The 22,837-nt window shown below is 46.0% G+C and carries 23 protein-coding genes; 9 read left to right on the top strand and 14 right to left on the bottom strand.

Features of this window, described 5'->3' with window-relative positions; translation table 11 throughout:
• Nucleotides 1-187: 187 nt before the first annotated feature.
• Both GXP65_RS14295 and argR read right to left on the bottom strand, forming a co-directional pair.
• Nucleotides 188-1,156, bottom strand: coding sequence for a TAXI family TRAP transporter solute-binding subunit (locus tag GXP65_RS14295; RefSeq protein ID WP_005430525.1), 969 nt, complete (start codon nt 1,154-1,156; stop codon nt 188-190).
• Nucleotides 1,157-1,539: 383 nt separating this feature from the next.
• Nucleotides 1,540-2,010, bottom strand: coding sequence for a transcriptional regulator ArgR (argR, locus tag GXP65_RS14290; protein ID WP_005430583.1), 471 nt, complete (start codon nt 2,008-2,010; stop codon nt 1,540-1,542).
• A gap of 359 nt (nt 2,011-2,369) precedes the next feature.
• Between argR and mdh the strand changes: the two genes are divergently transcribed.
• Both mdh and GXP65_RS14280 read left to right on the top strand, forming a co-directional pair.
• Complete coding sequence (mdh, locus tag GXP65_RS14285; protein ID WP_005430569.1) at nt 2,370-3,305, top strand: malate dehydrogenase; 936 nt, start codon at nt 2,370-2,372, stop codon at nt 3,303-3,305.
• A 122-nt stretch (nt 3,306-3,427) separates the two neighbouring features.
• A complete protein-coding gene (locus tag GXP65_RS14280; RefSeq protein ID WP_005430528.1) occupies nt 3,428-3,619 on the top strand; it encodes a hypothetical protein in 192 nt (63 codons plus the stop codon).
• An 85-nt stretch (nt 3,620-3,704) separates the two neighbouring features.
• On the opposite strand, the gene ispB is transcribed toward GXP65_RS14280, so the two are convergent.
• Nucleotides 3,705-4,676: an octaprenyl diphosphate synthase gene (gene ispB / locus GXP65_RS14275; protein ID WP_162093118.1), complete on the bottom strand. Its 972-nt coding sequence runs from the start codon at nt 4,674-4,676 to the stop codon at nt 3,705-3,707.
• Nucleotides 4,677-4,933: 257 nt separating this feature from the next.
• Here ispB and rplU point away from each other — a divergent pair, with 257 nt between their 5' ends.
• From rplU to folA, 6 genes are all read left to right on the top strand, one after another.
• Nucleotides 4,934-5,245, top strand: coding sequence for a 50S ribosomal protein L21 (gene rplU, locus GXP65_RS14270; protein WP_000271393.1), 312 nt, complete (start codon nt 4,934-4,936; stop codon nt 5,243-5,245).
• Nucleotides 5,246-5,265: 20 nt separating this feature from the next.
• Nucleotides 5,266-5,523 (top strand): 50S ribosomal protein L27, encoded by a 258-nt coding sequence (rpmA, locus tag GXP65_RS14265; protein WP_005383095.1) that lies wholly within the window; start codon nt 5,266-5,268, stop codon nt 5,521-5,523.
• Nucleotides 5,524-5,734: 211 nt separating this feature from the next.
• Nucleotides 5,735-6,910, top strand: coding sequence for an Obg family GTPase CgtA (gene cgtA / locus GXP65_RS14260; protein WP_005430443.1), 1,176 nt, complete (start codon nt 5,735-5,737; stop codon nt 6,908-6,910).
• A 116-nt stretch (nt 6,911-7,026) separates the two neighbouring features.
• Nucleotides 7,027-7,827: a threonine/serine exporter family protein gene (locus GXP65_RS14255; RefSeq protein ID WP_038890875.1), complete on the top strand. Its 801-nt coding sequence runs from the start codon at nt 7,027-7,029 to the stop codon at nt 7,825-7,827.
• A complete protein-coding gene (locus GXP65_RS14250; protein ID WP_005430446.1) occupies nt 7,827-8,300 on the top strand; it encodes a threonine/serine exporter family protein in 474 nt (157 codons plus the stop codon). Before GXP65_RS14255 ends, GXP65_RS14250 begins: the two co-directional genes overlap by 1 nt.
• Before the next feature lie 9 nt (nt 8,301-8,309).
• Nucleotides 8,310-8,789, top strand: a complete 480-nt coding sequence (gene folA / locus GXP65_RS14245; protein ID WP_045370107.1) for a type 3 dihydrofolate reductase — start codon at nt 8,310-8,312, stop codon at nt 8,787-8,789.
• 72 nt (nt 8,790-8,861) lie between these two features.
• On the opposite strand, the gene apaH is transcribed toward folA, so the two are convergent.
• The 6 genes from apaH to lptD form a co-directional block, all read right to left on the bottom strand.
• Nucleotides 8,862-9,668: a bis(5'-nucleosyl)-tetraphosphatase (symmetrical) ApaH gene (gene apaH / locus GXP65_RS14240; RefSeq protein WP_162093117.1), complete on the bottom strand. Its 807-nt coding sequence runs from the start codon at nt 9,666-9,668 to the stop codon at nt 8,862-8,864.
• 12 nt (nt 9,669-9,680) lie between these two features.
• Nucleotides 9,681-10,061 (bottom strand): Co2+/Mg2+ efflux protein ApaG, encoded by a 381-nt coding sequence (gene apaG, locus GXP65_RS14235; protein ID WP_162093116.1) that lies wholly within the window; start codon nt 10,059-10,061, stop codon nt 9,681-9,683.
• 76 nt (nt 10,062-10,137) lie between these two features.
• Nucleotides 10,138-10,947: a 16S rRNA (adenine(1518)-N(6)/adenine(1519)-N(6))-dimethyltransferase RsmA gene (gene rsmA, locus GXP65_RS14230; RefSeq protein WP_005528601.1), complete on the bottom strand. Its 810-nt coding sequence runs from the start codon at nt 10,945-10,947 to the stop codon at nt 10,138-10,140.
• Nucleotides 10,944-11,942 (bottom strand): 4-hydroxythreonine-4-phosphate dehydrogenase PdxA, encoded by a 999-nt coding sequence (pdxA, locus tag GXP65_RS14225; RefSeq protein ID WP_050909122.1) that lies wholly within the window; start codon nt 11,940-11,942, stop codon nt 10,944-10,946. Before pdxA ends, rsmA begins: the two co-directional genes overlap by 4 nt.
• Nucleotides 11,932-13,215 carry a peptidylprolyl isomerase SurA gene (gene surA, locus GXP65_RS14220; protein ID WP_162093115.1) on the bottom strand — a complete coding sequence of 428 codons (1,284 nt, stop codon included), beginning with the start codon at nt 13,213-13,215 and terminating at the stop codon, nt 11,932-11,934. Before surA ends, pdxA begins: the two co-directional genes overlap by 11 nt.
• Before the next feature lie 60 nt (nt 13,216-13,275).
• Nucleotides 13,276-15,621 carry an LPS assembly protein LptD gene (gene lptD / locus GXP65_RS14215; RefSeq protein WP_079402076.1) on the bottom strand — a complete coding sequence of 782 codons (2,346 nt, stop codon included), beginning with the start codon at nt 15,619-15,621 and terminating at the stop codon, nt 13,276-13,278.
• A gap of 269 nt (nt 15,622-15,890) precedes the next feature.
• Between lptD and djlA the strand changes: the two genes are divergently transcribed.
• Nucleotides 15,891-16,745, top strand: coding sequence for a co-chaperone DjlA (gene djlA / locus GXP65_RS14210; protein ID WP_005430459.1), 855 nt, complete (start codon nt 15,891-15,893; stop codon nt 16,743-16,745).
• A gap of 139 nt (nt 16,746-16,884) precedes the next feature.
• On the opposite strand, the gene GXP65_RS14205 is transcribed toward djlA, so the two are convergent.
• From GXP65_RS14205 to leuA, 5 genes are all read right to left on the bottom strand, one after another.
• Nucleotides 16,885-17,667, bottom strand: coding sequence for a DUF547 domain-containing protein (locus GXP65_RS14205; protein WP_162093114.1), 783 nt, complete (start codon nt 17,665-17,667; stop codon nt 16,885-16,887).
• Between the two features lie 133 nt (nt 17,668-17,800).
• Nucleotides 17,801-18,403, bottom strand: a complete 603-nt coding sequence (gene leuD / locus GXP65_RS14200; RefSeq protein ID WP_005430484.1) for a 3-isopropylmalate dehydratase small subunit — start codon at nt 18,401-18,403, stop codon at nt 17,801-17,803.
• An 11-nt stretch (nt 18,404-18,414) separates the two neighbouring features.
• The gene (gene leuC / locus GXP65_RS14195) at nt 18,415-19,815 is read right to left on the bottom strand and encodes a 3-isopropylmalate dehydratase large subunit (RefSeq protein ID WP_039841408.1); all 1,401 of its coding nucleotides are present in this window, start codon (nt 19,813-19,815) and stop codon (nt 18,415-18,417) included.
• Nucleotides 19,816-19,888: 73 nt separating this feature from the next.
• Entirely contained in the window at nt 19,889-20,980 is a 1,092-nt protein-coding gene (leuB, locus tag GXP65_RS14190; RefSeq protein ID WP_005430431.1) for a 3-isopropylmalate dehydrogenase, read from the bottom strand.
• Nucleotides 20,981-21,074: 94 nt separating this feature from the next.
• Nucleotides 21,075-22,622, bottom strand: coding sequence for a 2-isopropylmalate synthase (gene leuA / locus GXP65_RS14185; protein ID WP_050914516.1), 1,548 nt, complete (start codon nt 22,620-22,622; stop codon nt 21,075-21,077).
• Between the last annotated feature and the right edge of the window lie 215 nt (nt 22,623-22,837).

The following is a 22,837-nucleotide window of genomic DNA, read 5'->3' as shown; positions in this document are numbered from 1 at the left end:
AACCCATTGATTTGTGGGTAAAGGAAATGTGCGGTTTCTTTTTTTAGGTGTGAGCGCGACTTCTGAAAGAAATCGTCAGATTGCATTCTGCAAGTTGAACAAAGCATGCTGGCAAACGATCGTTACCAGCATACTTAATCAGGCAGAAAACCATCCTTTTCTGCCTGAGCTTGAAGTCAGTAGTTGCTTACTTAAGCAGACCTACTTCTTTGTAGTACTTTTCCGCACCTGGGTGAAGAGGGATAGAAAGACCAGCTTTCACCATGTCTTCTTTCTTCAGGTTTGCAAATGCAGGGTGTAGACGTTTGAATGTATCGAAGTTTTCGAATACTGCTTTTGCAACGTTGTAAGCGACGTCATCTGAAACATCAGAAGTCGTTACCATTGTCGCCGCAACACCGAAGCTGTTTACGTCTTTATCTGTACCACGGTACATGCCAGCAGGTACTGTGCTGAATGCGTAGTAAGGGTTGTTAGCAACGATCTTTTCGATTTCAGCGCCTGTCGCTGGGACAAGTTTTGCATCACAAGAGGTTGTTGCTTCTTTGATTGAACCGTTCGGGTGACCAACCATGTAGATGAATGCATCGATCTTGTTGTCACATAGTGCTTGTGAACGCTCAGAGCCTTTTAGCTCAGATGCCAGTTTGAAGCTGTCGTTTGTCCAGCCCATTGCATCCATCACTACACCCATTGTCGCGCGGTCACCAGAGCCTGGATTACCGATGTTGACGCGTTTACCTTTAAGGTCTTGAACGTTTTCGATACCAGAATCTGCACGTGCGATGATGTTAAAAGGTTCTGTATGAAGAGAGAACATTGCACGTAGCTTTTTGTACGGGCCTTGTTCAGCAAACTTGCTCGTACCGTTATAGCCATGGTATTGCCAATCCGATTGCACGATACCAAAGTCTAGCTCGCCAGCACGGATAGTGTTGACGTTGTAAATTGAGCCGCCAGTCGATTCTACTGAACAACGAATGTTGTGATCTTTACGACCTTTGTTTACCAATTTACAAATAGCACCACCAGTAGGGTAGTAAACACCTGTAACAGAGCCAGTACCGATAGTAATAAACTCTTGAGCGTTAACTGCGCCTGCGCCCATAACTGCTGCAGCGATAGCGCCTACTTTTAGAAGTTTGTTAAATGCCATGAATTTCCTTCCTTATATTCATTATTAACCCGGAAATAACCTTAAATTATTTCAGGAGTTTCCTATTCGGAAACGGCATCTTTTCCAATCCAATCGTTTGAAAAAGCGAGCGAATCATAACAAAAAATTGGCAGAAAATTATCCGATTGTTAAAACTTATAGCGAATAAGTCTAAATCCTGCGACAAGTGTCGGAGATAAATTTGATGTGTAATTCTTTCCAGAACAAATACTTATGCTTGGTTTTGATAGGAGTATTAAAAAAATCAATAGCGTGATGTTAATCACAAAAGTGGTGGGTGAAAAATAGTCTGATAAATCAAAAAATTTACATTTTTCATGGGCTACAAAACTCAACGAATTTCATAGCCCACAAACAGTTACTTAGCCTGTGTATTCGAAAAGTTCACACACTGACTTGAACAATTGTTCTGTAGAAACTGGCATTGTTGGGGTAATGAAGATGGTGTCATCGCCGGCTACTACGCCAAGAATACCCTCAGATTTACCCAAAGAATCCAGTAGGCGGGCAATCAATTGAGCCGCACCAGGGCCAGTGTGGATGACTACTAATGCTGCGTTGTGGTCGATATCTAAGACCAACTCACGCAGAGAGCTACTTACTGTAGGTACACCTAATTCTGCTGGTAGACAGTAAACCATCTCCATTTTTGCATTACGTGTACGAACCGCACCAAACTTCGTCAGCATACGGGAGACTTTAGATTGGTTGATGCTTTCAAAACCTTGTTGTTTTAGTGCATCTACGATCTCGCCCTGTGAGCCGAAGCTCTCTTCTTTTAATAAGGCTTTAAAAGCGCGAACTAAGTTATCTTGTTTTTCTGAATTGCGCATAGTCGTTATGATTCTCTTATTCAAGGGTCAGAAATTTTGCATATTCTCGCATATATATTCATGCAGTGCCAAAAAGTCACGGTAATATGTTAATTCCATCACTGTAAACCCTATACGGGATAGGGTTCTTTAAGTGTAAAAATACTGACCTATTTATTGCACTGAATTTCTTGTCATTTCAACAGAATAACCGAATAATCAGCGCTCTGTTTGTAGCACGGTAACACTGAGTTGCGCGAGGTCGCAAAGCTGACGTTAATTGATTGTAATCAAGTTGTGATTCCGATAGCTTTGTTTCAGCTGGTTACAAAATACCCGACGAATACGTTTATAAGAGAAATACTCTCAAGGAGAACTACATGAAAGTAGCCGTTATTGGTGCCGCAGGTGGCATCGGTCAAGCCCTGGCCCTTCTACTTAAGAACCGCCTTCCTGCAGGTTCTGATTTAGCCCTATACGATATTGCTCCAGTAACTCCTGGTGTGGCTGCTGATCTTAGCCATATCCCAACTCCGGTTTCTATCAAAGGTTACGCTGGTGAAGATCCAACGCCTGCACTTGAAGGTGCAGACGTAGTACTGATCTCTGCTGGTGTAGCTCGTAAGCCTGGTATGGATCGTGCGGATCTGTTCAATGTAAATGCTGGTATCGTTAAATCGCTAGCAGAAAAGATCGCCGTTGTGTGTCCTACAGCATGTGTAGGTATCATCACTAACCCAGTTAACACGACAGTGCCAATCGCTGCTGAAGTTCTGAAAAAAGCGGGCGTTTACGATAAACGCAAACTGTTCGGTGTAACAACACTAGACGTTATCCGTTCAGAAACATTCGTCGCAGAGCTGAAAGACAAAGATCCAGGTGACGTTCGCGTTCCTGTGATCGGTGGCCACTCTGGCGTAACCATTCTGCCTCTACTTTCTCAAGTTGAAGGTGTTGAGTTTACTGCTGAAGAAGTGGAAGCGCTAACGAAGCGTATCCAGAACGCAGGTACAGAAGTTGTAGAAGCTAAAGCGGGTGGCGGTAGCGCAACTCTATCTATGGGTCAGGCGGCGTGTCGCTTTGGTCTAGCGCTAGTTCGCGCTCTTCAAGGTGAAGAAGGCGTGGTTGAGTGTGCGTACGTCGAAGGCGACAGCGAGCATGCACCATACTTCGCACAACCTGTGAAGCTAGGTAAAGACGGCGTAGAAGAAGTACTAAGCTACGGCGCATTGAGCGACTACGAAAAGTCTGCGCTTGACGGTATGTTAGAAACGCTAAATGGCGACATTAACATTGGTGTTGAGTTTGCCAAGTAAGCTTCTTGCTCTGTAGAAGCCATATAAAAGAAGAAAGCCGATCTTACGATCGGCTTTTTTGATCCTTTCATCTCAATGCGCGTAACATAGTCAGTGTTAAGCCACTTTGTGAGGAGAAGATGATGGAAGCGAGTCGAATCCGTAAAGGTATGGTTGTAGAGTGTCAGCAAGGGGTGGGAACCATCTTAGTGGTTGACCAAGAAGCAGAAACGGTATTGTTGGCTAAGCAGGGCTCGGAAGAGCAGTTGGCGGTAAGCTTTGACGAGATCGAAGACAACCCTCAACTACATGGTAATTGTGATCAGTACTATTAGGACTAACACCCATCCAACAAACCACAGATAACAAAAAGGAAGAGCTCGGCTCTTCCTTTTTACTTTAGGGTCTTTCTATTCAGCCTTAGCTAGTTCGCTTCACGGCCATGTGAGCGAGAGTAACCAATGCTTGCTTATAATCGGATTCAGGCAGTACAGACAGCTCAGCAATCGCTTTATCAGCTTCTTCTAGTGCTTTTTGCGTTGTGTATTCAAGAGAACCAGCTTCTTGCATGACAGCTAAGATGTCTTCTAATCGATCCATGCCGTTGGCTTTCTCGATTGCTTCACGAATCATCGCTGTGTTCTCTGGCGTTGTATTATGCATCGCATGCAAAAGAGGGAGCGTTGGTTTGCCTTCTGCTAGGTCGTCGCCAACATTCTTACCCATGTCTTCACCGTCAGACGTATAGTCCATAACGTCATCGATAAGTTGGAATGCGGTACCCAGATATTTGCCGTAGTTTTGCAGCGCAACTTCTACGTTTTCTGGAGCGTCATTTAAGATCGCACCAATTTGCGTTGCTGACTCAAACAGACGAGCTGTTTTCGAGTAGATGACCTGCATGTAGCTTTCTTCAGTGGTGTCAGGATCATTGCAGTTCATTAACTGCTGAACTTCACCTTCTGCGATCACATTTACTGCATCACTCATTAGTTTAAGGATCTTCATTGATCCTAGCTCAGTCATCATTTGGAATGAGCGAGTGTAAATAAAGTCCCCAACTAATACGCTCGCCGCATTACCAAATGCAGCGTTCGCCGTCGCTTTACCACGACGCATGTCTGACTCATCAACTACATCATCGTGCAACAGAGTTGCTGTATGGATGAACTCGATAAACGCCGCCGCCATAGTATGGCCGTTACCTTGGTAACCAAGAGCACGTGCTGACAATATCGCCAGAAGTGGTCTTAAGCGTTTGCCTCCACCACTTACGATATAGAAACCGAGTTGGTTGATTAAAGAGACATCAGAATTTAGTTGGGCTTGAATTGTTTCATTCACTTTTGCCATGTCATCGGCAGTAAGCGCTTGGATAGTTTTAAAATCCATCGTATATCCGGCTGAAGTTAGACCCTGCAAGGCTTATTCGATTTATATAATTGTCGAATAATACACTAAAAAACGTTGATTAATACATTACTAAAGGGCATGATTGCCGCACTTTTCTTTGGCGATTAGCTTTTCGCCAATTTTTTCAAAATATGGCTTGTCATAGGGGCATCTCTTCTGTAGAATCTGCGCCCTATTGATGATTAGTTTAGCGCACACCCTCATGAAAAGGCTGTGCGGAAAAAGCGGAGTAAAATATGTACGCTGTTTTCCAATCTGGTGGTAAACAACACCGTGTAAGCGAAGGTCAAACTCTTCGTTTAGAGAAATTAGACGTTGAAACTGGTGCAACTGTAGAATTTGATAAAGTTCTTCTTGTTGCTAACGGCGAAGACATCAAAGTTGGTGCTCCTCTTGTAGAGGGCGGCAAAGTTGTTGCTGAAGTTGTACAACACGGTCGTGGCGATAAAGTTAAAATCGTTAAGTTCCGTCGTCGTAAGCACTCTCGTAAGCAACAGGGTCACCGTCAGTGGTTCACTGAAGTGAAGATCACTGGTATCAACGCTTAATCTATTAGGAGAGTTTAACAATGGCACACAAAAAAGCTGGTGGTTCTACTCGTAACGGCCGCGATTCAGAAAGCAAACGTCTAGGTGTTAAGCGTTTCGGTGGTGAATCTGTTCTTGCAGGTAACATCATCGTTCGTCAACGTGGTACTAAGTTCCACGCTGGTAACAACGTAGGTATCGGTAAAGACCACACTCTATTCGCTCTTACTGAAGGTAAAGTGAAGTTCGAGGTTAAAGGTCCTAAGAACCGTAAGTTTGTAAGCATCGAAGCTGAGTAATTTTACCTTTTAGGTTAATTACTAAAGCTTTAAAGCTGAATTCAAAAGCCCTGCCGATTCGGCGGGGTTTTTTATTTGTAGCAGTCGACATATCGAAGTTTCTCGTCCTGACCTCGAACGGTAGGTATCTGGGAGCTTAGATCTGTCATCTGCTAAAATTGTTTGATGACAAGTCAGATTTAATCCACGCACGAAGTAGTCGGAGTAAAAGATGAAGTTCGTAGATGAAGCGGTAGTAAAAGTTCAGGCTGGTGACGGCGGTAGCGGCGTTGTAAGTTTCTGGCGTGAAAAATTCATCACTAAAGGTGGCCCAGATGGTGGCGACGGTGGTGATGGTGGTGATGTATACATCCAAGCCGATGAAAACCTAAATACCCTGATCGATTACCGTTTCCAACGCTTTTACGAAGCAGAACGCGGTGAAAACGGTCGCGGCGGTAACTGTACTGGTAAACGTGGTAAAGACATCACACTTCGCGTGCCAGTAGGTACTCGCGCAGTTGATATCCATACCAATGAAATCGTTGCAGAAGTAGCAGAACACGGTAAGAAAGTGATGGTCGCTAAAGGCGGCTGGCACGGTCTTGGTAACACGCGTTTTAAATCTTCAGTAAACCGCGCTCCTCGTCAGAGAACGCTAGGTACTAAAGGTGAAATCCGTGAAATCCGTCTAGAGCTATTGCTATTGGCAGATGTTGGTATGCTTGGTCTACCTAACGCAGGTAAATCAACCTTTATCCGCGCAGTATCAGCAGCAAAACCAAAAGTAGCAGATTACCCATTTACTACATTAATCCCAAGCTTGGGTGTGGTGAGTGTGGTTCCTGAGAAGAGCTTTGTGGTTGCAGACATTCCTGGTCTAATCGAAGGCGCAGCTGACGGTGCTGGTCTAGGTATTCGCTTCCTTAAGCACCTAGAGCGTTGCCGCGTATTGCTGCACATGATTGATATCATGCCTATCGATCAGTCAGATCCAATTCAAAATGCCCTAACCATCATTGATGAGCTGGAGCAGTACAGTGAAAAACTAGCAGGTAAACCTCGTTGGCTAGTCTTCAACAAAACGGATCTGATGCCAGAAGAAGAAGCGAATGAAAAGATCCAAGAGATCTTGGATGCGCTAGGTTGGGAAGACGAGTACTTTAAGATCTCGGCGATCAACCGTAACGGTACAAAAGAGCTTTGCTACAAGTTAGCTGACTTTATGGAAAACCTACCTCGTGAAGAGGAAGAAGTTGCTGAAGAAGATAAAGTAAACTTCATGTGGGATGATTACCATAAAGACGCGATTGCTGGCAAAGACGTTATCACTGAAGAAGATGACGACGATTGGGATGATTGGGACGATGAAGAAGACGACGGTCACGTTGTTTACGTCCGCGACTAATCGCTAGCTAATTCATTAAGCCGCAATGTTTATTGCGGCTTTTTTTGTATCTAAATCATGTTTAGACGATGTGATTTGCGGCACAATAATGAGCTTAACGGACTTAGGAAGTATTTATGACATCGGAAGTTATATCGTCTTGTGCAACGACGGCATCCAACCAAAGGGCCATTTCTCGGCTCGTTGCCCAAGCTGGGCAAATGCTATTAGCTCACGGAGCAGAGAGTACGCTTGTGAGTGACATCATGCAGCGCATCGGTATTGCCTGTGGTGTCAGCGAAGTGGCAGTCGCATTATCTGCGAACGCTTTGGTTGTCACGACAGTCAAAGACGATCACTGCATTACAACAACCAGAAGTTGCGCCGATCGCGGGATCAACATGCGAGTGATCACCCAGATCCAACGTATTTGTATCATGATGGAGCGTGGATTGCTCGATGTGAGAATGGCGCAGAAGAAACTCAATACTATTAGCCCTGAGCGCTATAACCGTTGGTTAGTGGTGTTTATGATCGGCCTCTCTTGTGCTGCCTTTAGTCATCTGGCTGGTGGAGACTTAGGTGTGTTTGTTATGACGTTTCTTGCTTCTGCTGGCGGTATGATCGTTCGACAAGAAATTGGCCATCGCCACTTTAATCCTCTTCTCAACTTCGCTGTCACGGCGTTTGTGACCACGCTAATCTCTGCTCAAGCGGTGATTTTTGACATCGGTAACTTGCCAACCGTTGCGATGGCATCATCTGTATTGATGCTAGTACCCGGTTTCCCACTGATTAACTCGGTTGCCGATATGCTGAAAGGCCATATCAACATGGGCATCGCACGATTCACTATGGCGAGCTTGCTTACTCTCGCAACTTGCCTTGGCATTGTAGCGGCGATGGAAGTCACCGGTATCTGGGGATGGATGAGCTAATGAGTGTGTTTGATTTGGCCTTAGGGCTCTTAAACGATATGTTCTTTGCCGCTATTCCTGCCGTTGGTTTTGCAATGGTGTTTAATGTGCCACAGAAGGCGCTGAAGTACTGTGCGATAGGCGGTGCGATTGGTCACGGCAGCCGCTATTTAATGATGCACTTCGGTTTACCAATTGAGTGGGCAACGTTTTTTGCGGCGACGTTAGTAGGTTTAATCGGTGTTCACTGGTCTCATCGTTTTCTTGCCCACCCAAAAGTCTTCACTGTGGCAGCTTTGATTCCTATGGTTCCGGGTGTATTCGCTTATAAAGCAATGATTGCCATGGTGGAGATAAACCATTTGGGTTACTCACCTGAACTTATTGCGACGTGCATGGAAAACTTTCTTAAAGCGATGTTTATTATTGCAGGCTTAGCGGTTGGCTTGGCGGTTCCGGGGCTGCTATTCTATCGCCGTCGACCAATAGTTTAAGGACACAGTATGATCATCAGCATGATTGCCGCGATGGCAGACAACCGAATCATCGGTAAAGACAATCAGATGCCTTGGCATCTTCCGGCAGATTTTGCATGGTTTAAGCGCTGTACAATGGGTAAGCCTGTTGTGATGGGACGTAAAACTTATGAATCAATCGGACGTCCTTTACCTGGCCGTTTGAATATTGTCATCAGCCGTGATGCTTCACTTTCCATTGAAGGTGTCACGACCGTTACGTCGATTGAGCAAGCGCTTGAGATTGCTGGTGAAGTGGAAGAAGTGATGATCATTGGTGGTGGGGCGATTTATGCTGCGTGTTTACCGATGGCTAACAAACTGTATGTCACGCATATTGAAGCCGAAATTGAGGGCGATACTCAGTTCCCAGATTGGGGGAATGAGTTTAAAGAAACATACTCTGAAGCGTATCAAGCGGATGAGAAAAACGCTTACAACATGCGTTTTACGATTTTAGAAAAATAATCAAATTGAGCCGAATAAGAAAAGCACCGCAAATGCGGTGCTTTTTGTTTTCTAGTCCGGCAATCGGGGCTGTTAACTGAGTGCTTGTTGAGTGAAAACTTGCTTGTCTTCCCAACGAATCATGGTGAGCGATCCACCCCAAACGCAGCCAGTATCAAGACCAATGATGCTTTCATCTATATGACCTTGCAGTGCAGCCCAGTGGCCAAACAACACCGCTTTTTCTAAAGGTACTCGTTGTGGCAGTTTGAACCACGGCACGAGCTCATCTTCCGAGACCTCTTGCGGTGGTAGTTTGCAATCCATATCTAAGCGACCATCAGGGAAGCAAAAACGCATGCGAGTAAATGCATTGATGGTGTAGCGATAGCGGTCGAGTCCTGAAAGGGATTTATCCCAGAGATCAGGCTGGTTGCTGTACATATTTTCTAGCAGCCAAGGCAATTGTTTACTTCGAATGATCGCTTCCACTTCACGTGCGCAGCTTCTAGCAGTATCAAGATCCCATAGTGGAGAGATGCCTGCATGACACATGACAAAGTCATCGTGTTCTGCCAACAGTGGTTGTTGTGATAGCCAAGTCAGCAGTTCTTTTTTGTCTGGAGCAGAGAAGATTGGCGCGGTCTTATCCTTGTCTTTGACCTTTTTTAGCCCTTGAGAAACGGCCATTAGGTGCAAGTCATGGTTACCCAAAACGACTTTTGCGCTGTCACCAAGAGACTTAACAAAGCGCAATGTCTCTAAAGACTTAGGCCCTCGAGCGACAAGGTCGCCAGCCAACCAAAGTTGGTCATGTGACGCAGAAAAATTGACTTGCTCTAGCAGTTGTTGCAGTTCATCAAAACAGCCTTGGATATCACCAACAATATAGGTAGCCACTGAGTCTCCTGATTAATTTAACACGTTTGGTATCGCCAAACGGAATGGGTCGATCTCGGTGATAAATTCATTGCCCTTTTCATCCAGCAGAATGTAGTGTCCTTGCATTACTCCAACCGGCGTCTCAAGTGCTGTGCCACTACTGTAGGTGTATTCGTCGCTACCGCAAATAAAAGGTTGCTGGCCGACGACACCTTCGCCTTCTACGGTCATTTGCTTGCCATTGGAATCGGTAATCAACCAGCGGCGGCTGATTAATTGCACGGTTTGTTGGCTGAGGTTTTTTATCGTAATGACGTAAGCAAAAACGTAGCGTTGCAGTTCAGGGTTGGACTGTTCTTCAATGTATTTGGTATGAACTTGAATTTTGATGCAGGGTTGAATGACGTCCATGTGCACTCCTCGAGAAACGTAATATCCCAATAATAATAAGCCAAACCGGCAGGGGTTTGGCTTATCGTTTGAGTTCTTAGTGCTGCGGGTTATCCGCGAGCCAGTTCGCCATGGCGACGAATTGTTGTAGCGTCAGGTTCTCTGGACGCATGCTTGGGTTGACACCAAGCTCTTCCAACACTTCTGCACTGATCAGTGCTTTGTAACAGTTACGTACTGTTTTACGGCGTTGGTTAAAGCCTTCACGACATACTCGCTCCAGCAAACGCAAATCTTTTGCAGGATGTGGCAGCTCTTCGTAAGGCACAAGACGAACAACAGCAGAGTCTACTTTTGGTGGCGGAACAAACGCCGTTGGTGGTACTTCTAGTACAGGCACAACTTTACAGTAGTATTGAGCCATAACCGTTAGACGGCCGTAAGCTTTGCTACCAGGACCTGCTGCCAAACGATTTACCACTTCTTTTTGAAGCATAAAGTGCATGTCTTGAATGTCTTTATGGAATTCAAATAAGTGGAACATCAATGGTGTAGAGATGTTGTATGGCAAGTTACCGAAGATACGTAGCTTGTTGTTTGGCTTCACCAACTGAGTGAAGTCAAAGCGCATTGCATCGCCTTCATGAATTGTAAGCTTGTCAGCCAATTCTGGGTGGTTGCGTAGACGCTCTGCTAGATCTCGGTCTAACTCGATAACCGTGAACTTATCGACTTCGCGGCCAACAGGTTCGGTAATTGCACCAAGGCCCGGGCCGATCTCAACAAGGTTCTGACCTGGTCTTGGGTTAATTGCTGATACGATACCGTCAATAATGTATGGATCGTTCAGGAAGTTTTGACCAAAACGTTTACGCGCTTTGTGTCCTAAATGGACATCATTTCTCATTGTTTCTTCTCTACCAATTCTATCGCATGCGTGAGCGCTGTTCGGAAGCTCCCTGTATCCGCTTGACCTGTCCCTGCCAGCTCTAATGCAGTACCGTGATCCACCGAGGTTCTTATAAATGGTAGACCAAGCGTAATGTTTACTGAACGACCAAAGCCTTTGTATTTTAATACTGGCAACACTTGATCGTGGTACATACCTAAAACAGCATCAGCATCGTTTAAATACTTTTCATTGAAAATGGTGTCTGCCGGCAATGGGCCGATCAGATTGATTCCTTTTTCTTGTCGAATCTTTTCCAATGTCGGAGTGATGGTCTCGATCTCTTCGCGACCCAAACAGCCATCTTCTCCCGCATGTGGATTTAGCCCGCAAACATAGATGTTTGGCTGCGAGATGGCAAATTTTTCTACAAGATCTTTATGAAGAATATCGATGATTTTTTCTAATCGCTCTTCCGTGACGGCTTTAGATACGTAAGCCAAAGGGATATGCGTTGTTACTAGAGCAACTCGCAGGCCTTCGGTGGCTAGCATCATCACGACCAACGGTGTGTTGGACTTCTCGGCGAAGAACTCAGTATGTCCACTGAACGCTACACCTGAGCGATTTATCACCCCCTTATGCACAGGGCCGGTGACAATAGCATCAAATTCATCATTCATACAGCCCAAAGCGGCTCTTTCTAGTGTTTTTAACACGTAGTGGCCGTTGGCTTCATTAAGTTGACCAGCTACCGCAGTCTCTGCGATTTCGATGTGGTCTATGATTAAGGTGCCAGCTTGTTGCGCTTTGGGTGCTTCTTCTGGATTGTAATCAAACAGTTGAACGTTTATGCCAAGTTGATTGGCTCTTTCTGCCAATACATTTTTGTCTGCACATACGACGATTTGGTGCGCCCAGTCTTCCTTAGACAGAGCCAACACCAAATCAGGGCCGATGCCCGCAGGTTCCCCAGCGGTCACGACGATTCTACGAATCGAATTAGTTGCCATCATTGTTATCCACGATTTCAACGAATGCGCTTGCGCGTAGCTCTTGCATCCATGCGCCAGCTTCTTCATTAAACTTACGGTTAAATAGAATGCGGTAAGCTTTGTTCTTCATTGCTGAGTCTGTGCGGTCAACTTGACGGCGGTCTAGTACTTCAACAATGTGCCAACCGTGTACGGTTTTGAACGGTGCACTGATTGAGCCTACTGGTAGTGTTTCTACTTGGTGTTTAAATTCTGGTACGTATAAATCAGGTGTTTGGTAACCCAGTTCACCATTTTGAGCGGCTGAACCTGGGTCTTGGCTGTATTGCGTTGCCAATTGGCCGAAGGTCGCTTCACCTGCTTTGATACGGCGGATGAACTCGTTTAGTTCTTTCTTCGCGCCATCGTCACTTAAGATAACGGTTGGTTTGATAAGGATATGACGAGCATTTACCTCTGTGACCGCTACGGTTTCAAGACCTTTCACATCTTCAATTTTTAGGATGTGGAAACCGATGCCGCTTCGGAATGGGCCAATGATACTGCCTTTGTTTTGCATCTTGATTTGGTCAGCAAAGATGGTCGGCATTTCTTCTTTACGCATCCAACCCCAATCACCACCTTGTAGTGCTTTCGGGCCTTTTGAGTAGGTGTACGCCATTTCAGAGAAATCTGCACCGTCTTTGAGTTTCTGAACTAATGCATTGGCTTCTGCTTCGACTTCTGACTTGTCTTTGTCGTCAGAGAAACGAAGTTGGATATGGCCAATCTTGTATTGAACGGTTGCGTTAGTTTCTTTCGCCAATTGGTCTGCAAGGCTATCTACCTCAGCAGGAAGAATGTTGATACGACGACGAACCAGTGCATTACGCGCTTCAGAAGCGGCAATTTCTTTACGAATCTGTTCGCGGAATTCAGAGTAGCTTAGACCTTCTGCTTGTACAGAGGCTGCCAACTGTTCCACGCTTTGGTTGTTGTTGCGAGCAATCTCTGCAATCGCTTGATTGAGGCGGTTATCATCGATACGTACACCGATACGCTCAGCTTCTTGGCCTTGAAGCGTGTCGATAATAAGCTTTTCTACCACTTGGTCTTTCAGCACGCTTGCTGAAGGTAGACTCTTGCCACTTTGGCGAGCGTTTGCTTGAAGCGTTTTCATCGCGGTATCGATGTCGCTTTGCAGAATCACACCATCGTTTACGATGACTGCAACCTTATCAAGCTCTACTGGCGCTGCTGTTACACCACAAGAAAGTAGGGTGGTGAATAAGAGTGATTTCCAAATTTTCATTAAAAATTCCGTCAGTAATAGTGATTAAGCGTCTTGTTATAGGTAAGACGCTTAATTTGATTAATTGTTCAAATAGAATGGTCGACCGTATTTGATCGCATTGTCTGAGCCATCAAGTTCTTTCGCGGCGGTATCTGCACGTTGGTTGGTTGCAAAACCCTGAATACCGAAGTTAACACTGATGTTATTTTCGTATTTCGGTGATGAACCATCGCTACCGATCGCTTTTTCATCCCAGCCCAATAGTTGGTTTGAGTAGGTTAGACCGAAGTACCAACAATCTGATTGGTAGCGCAAGCTGGCTAGCCATTCCATATCAATATTTTCATTTAGGTCGTAGTAGTACTGACCGCTTGCAGACCAGCTCGGGTTGAACTCGTATGCCGCTACGATACCCGCTTGTGAAATGCCTTTACGAGTGATCGTATCTAGGTTTTCGACAATGATCGTATCTTCGATGTACTCACGCGTTACGTAGCGGTAGTTACCTTGAATAAAACCGCCGTTAAATTGGTATTCCAAGGTGCTGTTTGCCAGTTGCATTGAGCTCAAGTCGATGTCGTACTGGAGACCACCGTGGTAGAACAGGTAATCGTTGTAGTTGAAATCGGTTTCAATTGCCCATGATGAATAGTTAGACGTTTCATCGGGCATGCTTGGGTTATTGCTGAGCTTAGTCTTCTTGTCGAAGTAGTAGATCTGACCAAACGAAACGTTCAGGCGTTCTTTGTAATCATCATCGAAGAAGCGAGTACTTGCACCGTAGCTTAACTGGTTTGCAGAAGCGATCTTGTCAATACCACTGTATTTACGGCTGCGGAATAGACCGTAGTAGTCGGTTTGCAGCAAGGTGGTGTCGTAGTTGTAGATGTTGCTCTGGTCTTCATCCGGCACATACAAGTATTGCAACTGTGGCTCAAGTGTTTGGGTATAACCTTCAATCCAACTTGTATCACGCTCAAGGTACATACGCGCATGGGTACGGAATTCTGGAATGACACGTGACACGTTTTCATCCAGTGTATTACGTAGGTCTGGATCAGTCAGTCCTTCTAAGTCTTGCGAGTAGTATGTCGACAAGACGCGAGCTTCTGTAGTCCAAGTTGCCCAAGAGTTCGATAGAGGAATAGTAATGCCTGGCTCGACGTGAACACGGGTTGCATCTGGCTTCGCAGTATCATCGGTATCGAAGCGGCTAAGTTGGCTCTTCACATCGAAATTTACGTAGTTACCCCATAGTGGCGTGTAGTAGTTCAACTCAAGTTCAGGCAGAAGACGGTATGGTTGGTTGTCTTCTTCTAGCAGGATTTGGAAGTCACGGACTCGTAATGATGCATCCCAGAAGTTTGAGCGGTATTTCACTTCACCTTCTTGGAGTAATTGGCCATCTTCACGGTTACCAATGTCAGAATCTAGATCTCGGAAGTAGTTGATATCACTCACTTTGGAGTAATCAAGGCTGACTACCCATTGCTTGTTGATAATACCATCGTGTTTAAATTGGTAACCCCAGCGCGACTCGTCATCGTACTTTTTGTCGCTGCCCATGTATTCGCCTTTGATCTCACCGTCACCCCAACCATCGGTTAGGTAGCGGAAATCAGTATCCAGCTTATTACCACGCTTTTGCATGTACATAGGTGTAATCGTCATGTCGTACTGTGGCGCGATATTCCAGTAAAATGGAAGCTCGACCTCCATACCATCACTCGAGCCATACGACATAGACGGGAATAGGAAACCCGTTTTACGTGTGTCGCCAATTGGCATGGTCATATACGGTACGTAGAAAACTGGCACATCCAATATTTCGAAACGTGGGTGGTGCAGGGTTGCTGTCTCTTCGTCTTGGTCGACATCGATGCCCGATGCAACTAATCGCCAAGCGTTATCACCCTGAGGACAAGAGGTAATCGAACCATCTTCTAGCTCATACACTGACTGACCAGTACGTGCGATGTATGCCGCTGTACCTCGACCTTGTTGGCAAAGGAACTGATAATCGGTGTTTTCGAGTGAGAAGGTATCTTGGTTGATGTCGTTGGTCACACGGTCAGAGCGTGCTTTCACCTTACCATCGTTGAAGGTCACGTTACCTTCGGCCACAACCACGTTGTCTTGCTGGTGAAGTGTTACGCTATCCGCGGTGATTTTCTTCGGGCCTTGCGTTACTTCAACGTTGCCAGAGTACTGAGCTTTGTCGCCATTGATGGCTTGTAAGCGGTCTGCTTGTACGACGACTTCAGAGTTAAGCGCGTCCTCCTCACCACTTGTTTCGACCAAACATTGATCTGTGGTGGGCATTTCCTGCACACTATCATTGATATTCGCTTCAGCTTGAGTGGTAGGTACAAACAAGGCGGTGCTGATAGAGGCCGCTAAACATGTGCGGGAGAAATGTTGCATTGAATTGAACTTTCCTGTGTCACTGCTACTCGATGGCTATAGGGCTTGTTGTACCCTCGCGTTATAGCCAAATGAATCAACTATAGTTTGCAATTATCCCAGAGCATGGATTCGCTGTGGCATAATGCCGATATAAAATAGCTGCAAAGATAGCCAGGCTAAATAGCCTGATCTGAAAAAAACTAATTCCATTATCATAAAGGAAATCGTTGCGTCCGGCACTATAAGACCGCCGTCGTCGATAAAAATTCATTGATAGAGAACACATAATGCATATTTTTGGCAAAATTTTGGGTGCCTTTTTTGGCTTGTTACTCGGTGGCCCATTCGGTTTATTGTTTGGCCTATTTATCGGTCACCAATTCGATAAAGCGCGCCGTTTAAGCCAAGCTGGATTTTCTACAGGTGGTTTCGGTAAAGGGCCTAGCCAAGCTCAGCGCCAAGAAGAATTTTTTAAAGCTGCATTCGCAGTAATGGGACACGTGGCAAAAGCCAAAGGTCAAGTCACCAAAGAAGAGATCCAATTGGCTTCGACCATGATGGATCGTATGAATCTCCATGGAGAGCAACGACGTGCTGCACAAGATGCTTTTCGTGAAGGTAAAGAGAGCGATTTCCCATTAGAAGATGTGTTGGTTCGTGTGAAGATCTCTTCGGCAGGGCGTTTTGACCTGCTGCAATTCTTCCTAGAACTGCAAATCTCGGCTGCCTTTGCTGATGGCTCGATTCATCCGAGTGAACGTAATGTCCTGCATAAAATTGCCCGTGGCTTGGGTTTCTCTTCAGAGCAATTAGAGCGTCGCCTGCACATGCAAGAAGCGGCGTTCCGTTTCCAAAGCCAAGGTGGCTTCCATGGCCAGCAGCAAGGACAATACCAATCCGCTGGCTGGCAACAAGCTTCGCAAGCGGATCAGTTGGCGGACGCTTATAAAATTCTGGATGTGTCTTCAGATGCAGACGGCAAAACAGTGAAGCGTGCTTACCGTAAATTGATGAATGAGCATCACCCAGATAAGTTGATGGCAAAAGGCTTACCACCAGAGATGATGAACGTCGCGAAAGAAAAGTCGCAAGAGATTCAAAACGCTTACGATCTGATTAAGAAAGTCAAAGGCTTTAAGTAGCCGGAAGTTTTCTATCAAGTATTGGATTTAAAAAGGGCACAGGGTGCCCTTTTTTCATGTCTTAGTCTTTGAGTTGCTGGTGTCTTTAGCTTTTGGCCTATCATGATCCTAACGCTAATTGACCTCAAATCTCCCCAGTTTAGTTGGCTTGATTCAAGTCCCAATCGTATTCGTATTTCACGTTGCCTGAGAAGTTTTTGTATTGCGGGGCATATTGAGCAATGTGGTTGAATACTTGCTTCTTACCGCCAAAATCTTCGGCAAACCAATCATAAATAGAAGATAGCTGTGCCGTGTTACCTTGGATGGATACGCCTTTGCTGCTGTTGATAAATGTTTTTGCAGCTCTTTCGAGTAAGGCTTGAGAGTTGTCGGCAGTGAATGCTTGAGTCTGTAAATTTGGGCAACCTAAGCTGGCACAGTTCACCGCGTAATGGGTTCTTGGATCATTCCAGATTGGACGCAAAATTCGATGCTCAATATCGTTTAAAGTCAAGTTCTTCCCATTTATCTCGACCACATCATCTCCCCAAGGGCCAAAGCTAAACAAGCCGCCCAGTTTGGTTATCGATTGGACGGGATAGTTATCCAAAATCAGATCAACTGTGATGGCGTTGTAAAGGTTCACCCAATAGGCGTATTGCTCTGCTTGGCTGTATTGTAGAGGGTCAAGTTTCGCCAATCGTTGGATGTAGTGCTTTAACTTCGTTTTGTCGGAAGTTGTGACTTGGCTATAACGAAACAAGGTATTCTCGCCTTGTTCAACCAAATAAGCATCGAGCAATTGCTGCCAATCTTGATGAGAGATTTGACTTTGATTAGCCTGATTTGATTGTTTCCAATACGGCCATAAGTCGGATTTAGGTGCGGCAAATGTTGATAAAGAAACCAGAGCACACAATAGCAATAACAGACGCTTCATAGAGAGACCTTTGGGTTAAACCTTGTTGATAGTGTAGACCTGTCTACGATGGGATTTCTTTCCTGGCACAATGAATATAAAGAAAAAAGGTTGGCCAATGCCAACCTTGTATTTGTTTCAATTACGATTTGAATTAGCTCAAGAAACTCGGGATATTCGCCTCGTACTCGGCAATCTTGTCTTCGTGTTGAAGGGTAAGACCGATATTGTCCAAACCGTTTAGCAGGCAGTGACGACGGAACGAATCGATTTCAAAACCATATTCTTTGCCGTTGGCGCGAACCACATTCGCTTCTAGGTCCACTTCTACTTCTGCGCCTTCATTCGCCTCAACAAACTGGAAGATTTCATCCACTTCTTGCTCAGTCAAACGAACTGGCACCATTTGGTTGTTGATCGAGTTACCGTAAAAAATATCGGCAAAGCTTGGTGCGATCATCGCTTTGATGCCGTAATCCGCCAGTGCCCACGGTGCGTGCTCACGAGAAGAACCACAACCGAAGTTTTCACGCGCTAGCAAGATAGAGGCACCTTGGTAGCGAGGTGCGTTCATCACGAACTCTGGGTTCGGTTGTTCGCCAGCATCGTCTAGGAAGCGCCAGTCATGAAATAGGTGCTTACCAAACCCTAGGCGAGAGACCTTTTGCAGGAACTGCTTTGGAATGATGGCATCAGTATCTACGTTCGCTGCATCTAGAGGAACAACTAAGCCTGTGTGTTGTTTAAAGCCTGACATTTGTTTGCTCCTTAGTCTAGTTCACGAATATCTACAAAGTGACCAGCAATTGCTGCCGCCGCTGCCATCGCAGGGCTCACTAGGTGGGTACGGCCATCACGACCTTGGCGGCCTTCAAAGTTACGGTTTGAAGTAGACGCACAACGTTCATGTGGACCCAAACGGTCGTTGTTCATTGCTAGACACATTGAACAACCAGGTAGGCGCCACTCAAAGCCCGCTTCTTTAAAGATAACGTCCAAGCCTTCTGCTTCAGCTTGCGCTTTTACTTGCTCAGAGCCAGGAACGATTAGCGCTTGAACGTGAGACGCGACTTTGCGACCTTTCGCTACTTCAGCGGCTGCGCGCATGTCTTCGATACGTGAGTTAGTACAAGAACCAACGAAGACTTTATCGACGTTGTAATCAGACAATGACTTGCCTGCTTCTAGGCCCATGTAAGCCAACGCTTTTTCAGCAGAAGCTTTTTCTACTGGATCGGCAAAGCTTTCTGGTGCTGGGATCGGTTGGTCTACTGCGATAACTTGGCCTGGGTTAGTACCCCAAGTGACTTGTGGTTTAATGTCTGCTGCGTTTAGTGTCACGACCGCATCAAACTGAGCATCATCGTCCGTTTTTAAAGTCTTCCAGTATTCTACTGCAGCATCAAAGTCCGCACCTTGAGGTGAGAATTTACGGCCTTTAATGTATTCGAATGTGGTTTCATCTGGTGCAATCAAACCGGCTTTCGCACCTAGCTCAATTGCCATGTTGCATACGGTCATGCGGCCTTCCATTGAAAGGTCGGTGATCGCTTCACCACAGAATTCAACCACGTAGCCTGTACCGCCAGCAGCTGTCGTTTCACCGATGATCGCTAGCACGATATCTTTAGCGGTGATGCCCGGCGCCACTTTGCCTTTCACTTCGATCTTCATCGTTTTAGCGCGCGCTTGTTTTAGCGTTTGAGTTGCTAATACGTGCTCAACTTCTGATGTACCAATACCAAATGCTAGCGAGCCGAATGCACCGTGTGTAGCTGTGTGCGAGTCACCACAAACAATGGTCATGCCCGGTAGGGTAATACCAAGCTCTGGGCCCATAACGTGGACAATACCTTGGTACTTATGGTTGATGTCGTAAAGCGTAACACCAAACTCTTCACAGTTTTTCGATAGCGTTTCCATCTGGATACGTGCCATCTCACCGGATGCGTTGATGTCTTTGGTGGTTGTGGAAACGTTGTGGTCCATGGTGGCAAAAGTTTTGCTGACCTGACGCACTTTACGACCTTTTTCACGCAAGCCGTCAAATGCCTGCGGAGACGTCACTTCATGTACCAAGTGACGGTCGATGTACAAGATTGGGTTTTCCCCTTCTGCTGCGACGGCAACGTGTGCGTCGTAGACTTTTTCGTATAGTGTTTTGCCCATTGTTTGCTATCTCGCGTATAGCTCCCGACAACGGCTCATCAGGAGCAAATAATTATTATTAAGTCGTGCTGTATTAAGAGTTTAAGATGTACTCAGCGATCTTATCGCCCATCTCAGACGTCGAAAGTGCTGGGTTGTCACCGGCAAGGTCACCCGTTAGCTCACCTGCAGATAGTGCTTTTGAAACGGCCGTTTCGATGTCTTGTGCCGCCGTTTCTTCACCTAGGCTGTAACGCAGCATCAGTGCCGCAGATAGGATTTGCGCCACTGGGTTAGCGATGTTCTTACCTGCGATATCTGGTGCACTGCCGCCTGCTGGCTCGTACAGACCGAATTTGCTTTCGTTTAGGCTTGCTGATGGCAACATACCCATAGAGCCAGTGATCATCGCGCACTCATCAGAAATGATGTCGCCGAAGATGTTTGAGCATAGCATTACGTCGAACTGTGCTGGGTCTTTGATAAGCTGCATGGTTGCGTTATCAATGTACATGTGTGACAGCTCAACATCTGGGTAGTCTTTTGCGATTTCTTCGACCACTTCACGCCATAGGATTGAGCTTTGTAGAACGTTCGCTTTGTCGATAGAGCACACTTTCTTGCGACGTAGACGAGCAGACTCAAAGGCAATTTTTGCAATACGTTCAATCTCGTAGCGGTGGTACACCTCAGTGTCGAACGCTTTCTCTGTTGGCCCTTCACCTTCACGACCTTTCGGTTGGCCGAAGTAGATACCGCCTGTTAGTTCACGGACAACCACGATGTCAAAGCCGCGACCTGAGATGTCTGCGCGTAGTGGTGAGAAAGCTTCAAGACCTGAGTGGATTTGCGCTGGGCGTAGGTTACAAAATAGTTGGAAGTGTTTACGTAGCGGCAGTAGGGCACCGCGTTCAGGTTGGTCATTTGGTGGTAAGTGCTCCCACTTAGGGCCGCCAACTGAGCCGAATAGGACTGCATCAGACTCTTCACACGCTTTCACGGTGCTTTCTGGAAGTGGGCAGCCGTGATTATCGATCGCGATACCACCTACATCGTGCTCGTCACGCTCAAACGCAATGCCGTGCTTCTTTTCGATTGCATCCAACACTTTATGTGCTTGCGCCATTACTTCTGGGCCGATGCCGTCGCCTGGTAAAACGGCAATTTTGTATGATTTGTCTGTCATGTTAATCCTTTAAATTTTCTAAATTTTTTGAGCTTGTCTAAAACGAATTTGGTTGGAGCCTGCGTTGCGGGATTCAAGCTCCATGAATTAATGATTAAACCGTCGCAATTCTCTTTTGCTTCATCTCTTCAATCTTATCGGCGCGATGAATGCTGTTGATGACGTGCAATAGCGCTTGACCAGAAGCTTCTACGATATCGGTAGAAACGCCAGTGCCGTGGTACTTACGACCTTTGTAGTTTGCGATGATGTCTGCTTGACCAAGGCCGTCTTCACCTTCGCCTTTTGCGGTTAGGTCAAACTTGTCTAGGACGATTTCGTAACCTGTCACGCGGTAGATACATTGGTATAGCGCATCAACTGGACCATTACCGACGGCAGCTTCACACATTTCTTCATCGCCACATTGCATTTTGACGCTGGTGGTTGCCATTACGCTGCCAGATTGAACGCTTAGGTAGTTCAACTTGTAGAAGTCGTCTTCTTCGCGCAAGTTCGAGAAGTGCATTAGCGCTTCTAGATCGTAGTCGAACACCTGACCTTTGCGGTCGGCAAGTTTCAAGAAGTCCTCGTACAACGCATCTAGGTTGTACTCTTCTTCTTTGTAGCCCATTGCGTCCATGTGGCTCTTAACCGCAGCACGGCCACTGCGACTGGTTAGGTTCAATGCTTGGTTCTTAAGGCCAATTGACTCAGGCGTCATGATCTCGTAAGTGTTCTTGTTCTTTAGCATGCCATCTTGGTGAATACCTGAAGAGTGGCTGAACGCGTTAGCACCAACGATAGCTTTGTTGCTCTGGATTGGCATGTTACATAGTTGGCTCACCAACTTGCTGGTACGGTGGATTTCGTCGTGTTTTAGACCAGTGTGCACGCCCATGAATTCTTGGCGAGTTTTTAGGATCATCGCGATTTCTTCAAGAGAACAGTTACCCGCACGCTCACCAATACCGTTGATAGTCCCTTCTACCTGACGAGCACCTGCTTGCACGGCTGCGATAGAGTTGGCAACAGACATACCCAAGTCATCGTGACAGTGAACAGAGATGATCGCTTTGTCGATGTTTGGTACGCGGTTGAATAGGGTCTCAATGATGCCGCCAAATTCACTTGGTACTGTGTAGCCAACGGTATCTGGAATGTTGATGGTGCTTGCGCCAGCATCGATAGCCGCTTCAACCATACGACATAGGTTGTCGATAGGGGTGCGACCAGCATCTTCACAAGAAAACTCAACGTCATCGGTGTAGTTACGTGCGTGTTTTACGGCTTTCACGCCCATTTCTACAACATCGTCGTAGCTACGGCGCAGTTTGTCTTGAACATGAACAGTCGAGGTCGAGATGAAAGTGTGGATTCGGAATGCGTCCGCGACTTTTAGCGCTTGAGCGGCAGCATCGATGTCTTTCGCAACGGCACGCGAAAGGGCACAAACTCGGCTGTTTTTAATGTGTTTTGCGATGGTTTGTACGGACTCGAAATCACCCGGAGAAGAAACAGGAAAACCCGCTTCGATAACATCAACGCCTAGCCTTTCCAGCGCATAGGCAATCTGCAGTTTTTCTTTAACCGTCAAGCTTGCTGACAACGCTTGTTCGCCATCACGCAATGTGGTGTCGAATATAATGACCTGATCGTTCATGTTTGCTTCCTTCATGATTTCTGCACTTTTCGTGCAATTTAATCGTTTACTTCCGGTATTTAGATATAAAAAAACCCGCATTTGCATGCGGGTTTCTTAGAAATTGGTGTGGTTATTTTTCTTCCACAGCCTACCCGCGCGAATTGGTCACGATAAGGAGGAGGCTAAGCAGGATAGAAAAACGTGCTGACATAGTTGTTAAGCATTCCACAAAA

It is taken from the genome of Vibrio sp. LB10LO1, assembly GCF_010092875.1.
Classification (GTDB): Bacteria; Pseudomonadota; Gammaproteobacteria; order Enterobacterales; family Vibrionaceae; genus Vibrio; species Vibrio campbellii.
Note: the sequence above shows the minus strand (reverse complement) of the source record. Positions and strands in the feature narration are given on the sequence as shown.

What these genes read in the sequence shown, in the direction of transcription:
- GXP65_RS14295 (WP_005430525.1), bottom strand. Translation starts at nt 1,156, where the DNA reads ATGGCATTTAACAAACTTCTAAAAGTAGGCGCTATCGCTGCAGCAGTT.
- argR (WP_005430583.1), bottom strand. Translation starts at nt 2,010, where the DNA reads ATGCGCAATTCAGAAAAACAAGATAACTTAGTTCGCGCTTTTAAAGCC.
- mdh (WP_005430569.1), top strand. Translation starts at nt 2,370, where the DNA reads ATGAAAGTAGCCGTTATTGGTGCCGCAGGTGGCATCGGTCAAGCCCTG.
- GXP65_RS14280 (WP_005430528.1), top strand. Translation starts at nt 3,428, where the DNA reads ATGGAAGCGAGTCGAATCCGTAAAGGTATGGTTGTAGAGTGTCAGCAA.
- ispB (WP_162093118.1), bottom strand. Translation starts at nt 4,676, where the DNA reads ATGGATTTTAAAACTATCCAAGCGCTTACTGCCGATGACATGGCAAAA.
- rplU (WP_000271393.1), top strand. Translation starts at nt 4,934, where the DNA reads ATGTACGCTGTTTTCCAATCTGGTGGTAAACAACACCGTGTAAGCGAA.
- rpmA (WP_005383095.1), top strand. Translation starts at nt 5,266, where the DNA reads ATGGCACACAAAAAAGCTGGTGGTTCTACTCGTAACGGCCGCGATTCA.
- cgtA (WP_005430443.1), top strand. Translation starts at nt 5,735, where the DNA reads ATGAAGTTCGTAGATGAAGCGGTAGTAAAAGTTCAGGCTGGTGACGGC.
- GXP65_RS14255 (WP_038890875.1), top strand. Translation starts at nt 7,027, where the DNA reads ATGACATCGGAAGTTATATCGTCTTGTGCAACGACGGCATCCAACCAA.
- GXP65_RS14250 (WP_005430446.1), top strand. Translation starts at nt 7,827, where the DNA reads ATGAGTGTGTTTGATTTGGCCTTAGGGCTCTTAAACGATATGTTCTTT.
- folA (WP_045370107.1), top strand. Translation starts at nt 8,310, where the DNA reads ATGATCATCAGCATGATTGCCGCGATGGCAGACAACCGAATCATCGGT.
- apaG (WP_162093116.1), bottom strand. Translation starts at nt 10,061, where the DNA reads ATGGACGTCATTCAACCCTGCATCAAAATTCAAGTTCATACCAAATAC.
- rsmA (WP_005528601.1), bottom strand. Translation starts at nt 10,947, where the DNA reads ATGAGAAATGATGTCCATTTAGGACACAAAGCGCGTAAACGTTTTGGT.
- pdxA (WP_050909122.1), bottom strand. Translation starts at nt 11,942, where the DNA reads ATGGCAACTAATTCGATTCGTAGAATCGTCGTGACCGCTGGGGAACCT.
- surA (WP_162093115.1), bottom strand. Translation starts at nt 13,215, where the DNA reads ATGAAAATTTGGAAATCACTCTTATTCACCACCCTACTTTCTTGTGGT.
- lptD (WP_079402076.1), bottom strand. Translation starts at nt 15,621, where the DNA reads ATGCAACATTTCTCCCGCACATGTTTAGCGGCCTCTATCAGCACCGCC.
- djlA (WP_005430459.1), top strand. Translation starts at nt 15,891, where the DNA reads ATGCATATTTTTGGCAAAATTTTGGGTGCCTTTTTTGGCTTGTTACTC.
- GXP65_RS14205 (WP_162093114.1), bottom strand. Translation starts at nt 17,667, where the DNA reads ATGAAGCGTCTGTTATTGCTATTGTGTGCTCTGGTTTCTTTATCAACA.
- leuD (WP_005430484.1), bottom strand. Translation starts at nt 18,403, where the DNA reads ATGTCAGGCTTTAAACAACACACAGGCTTAGTTGTTCCTCTAGATGCA.
- leuC (WP_039841408.1), bottom strand. Translation starts at nt 19,815, where the DNA reads ATGGGCAAAACACTATACGAAAAAGTCTACGACGCACACGTTGCCGTC.
- leuB (WP_005430431.1), bottom strand. Translation starts at nt 20,980, where the DNA reads ATGACAGACAAATCATACAAAATTGCCGTTTTACCAGGCGACGGCATC.
- leuA (WP_050914516.1), bottom strand. Translation starts at nt 22,622, where the DNA reads ATGAACGATCAGGTCATTATATTCGACACCACATTGCGTGATGGCGAA.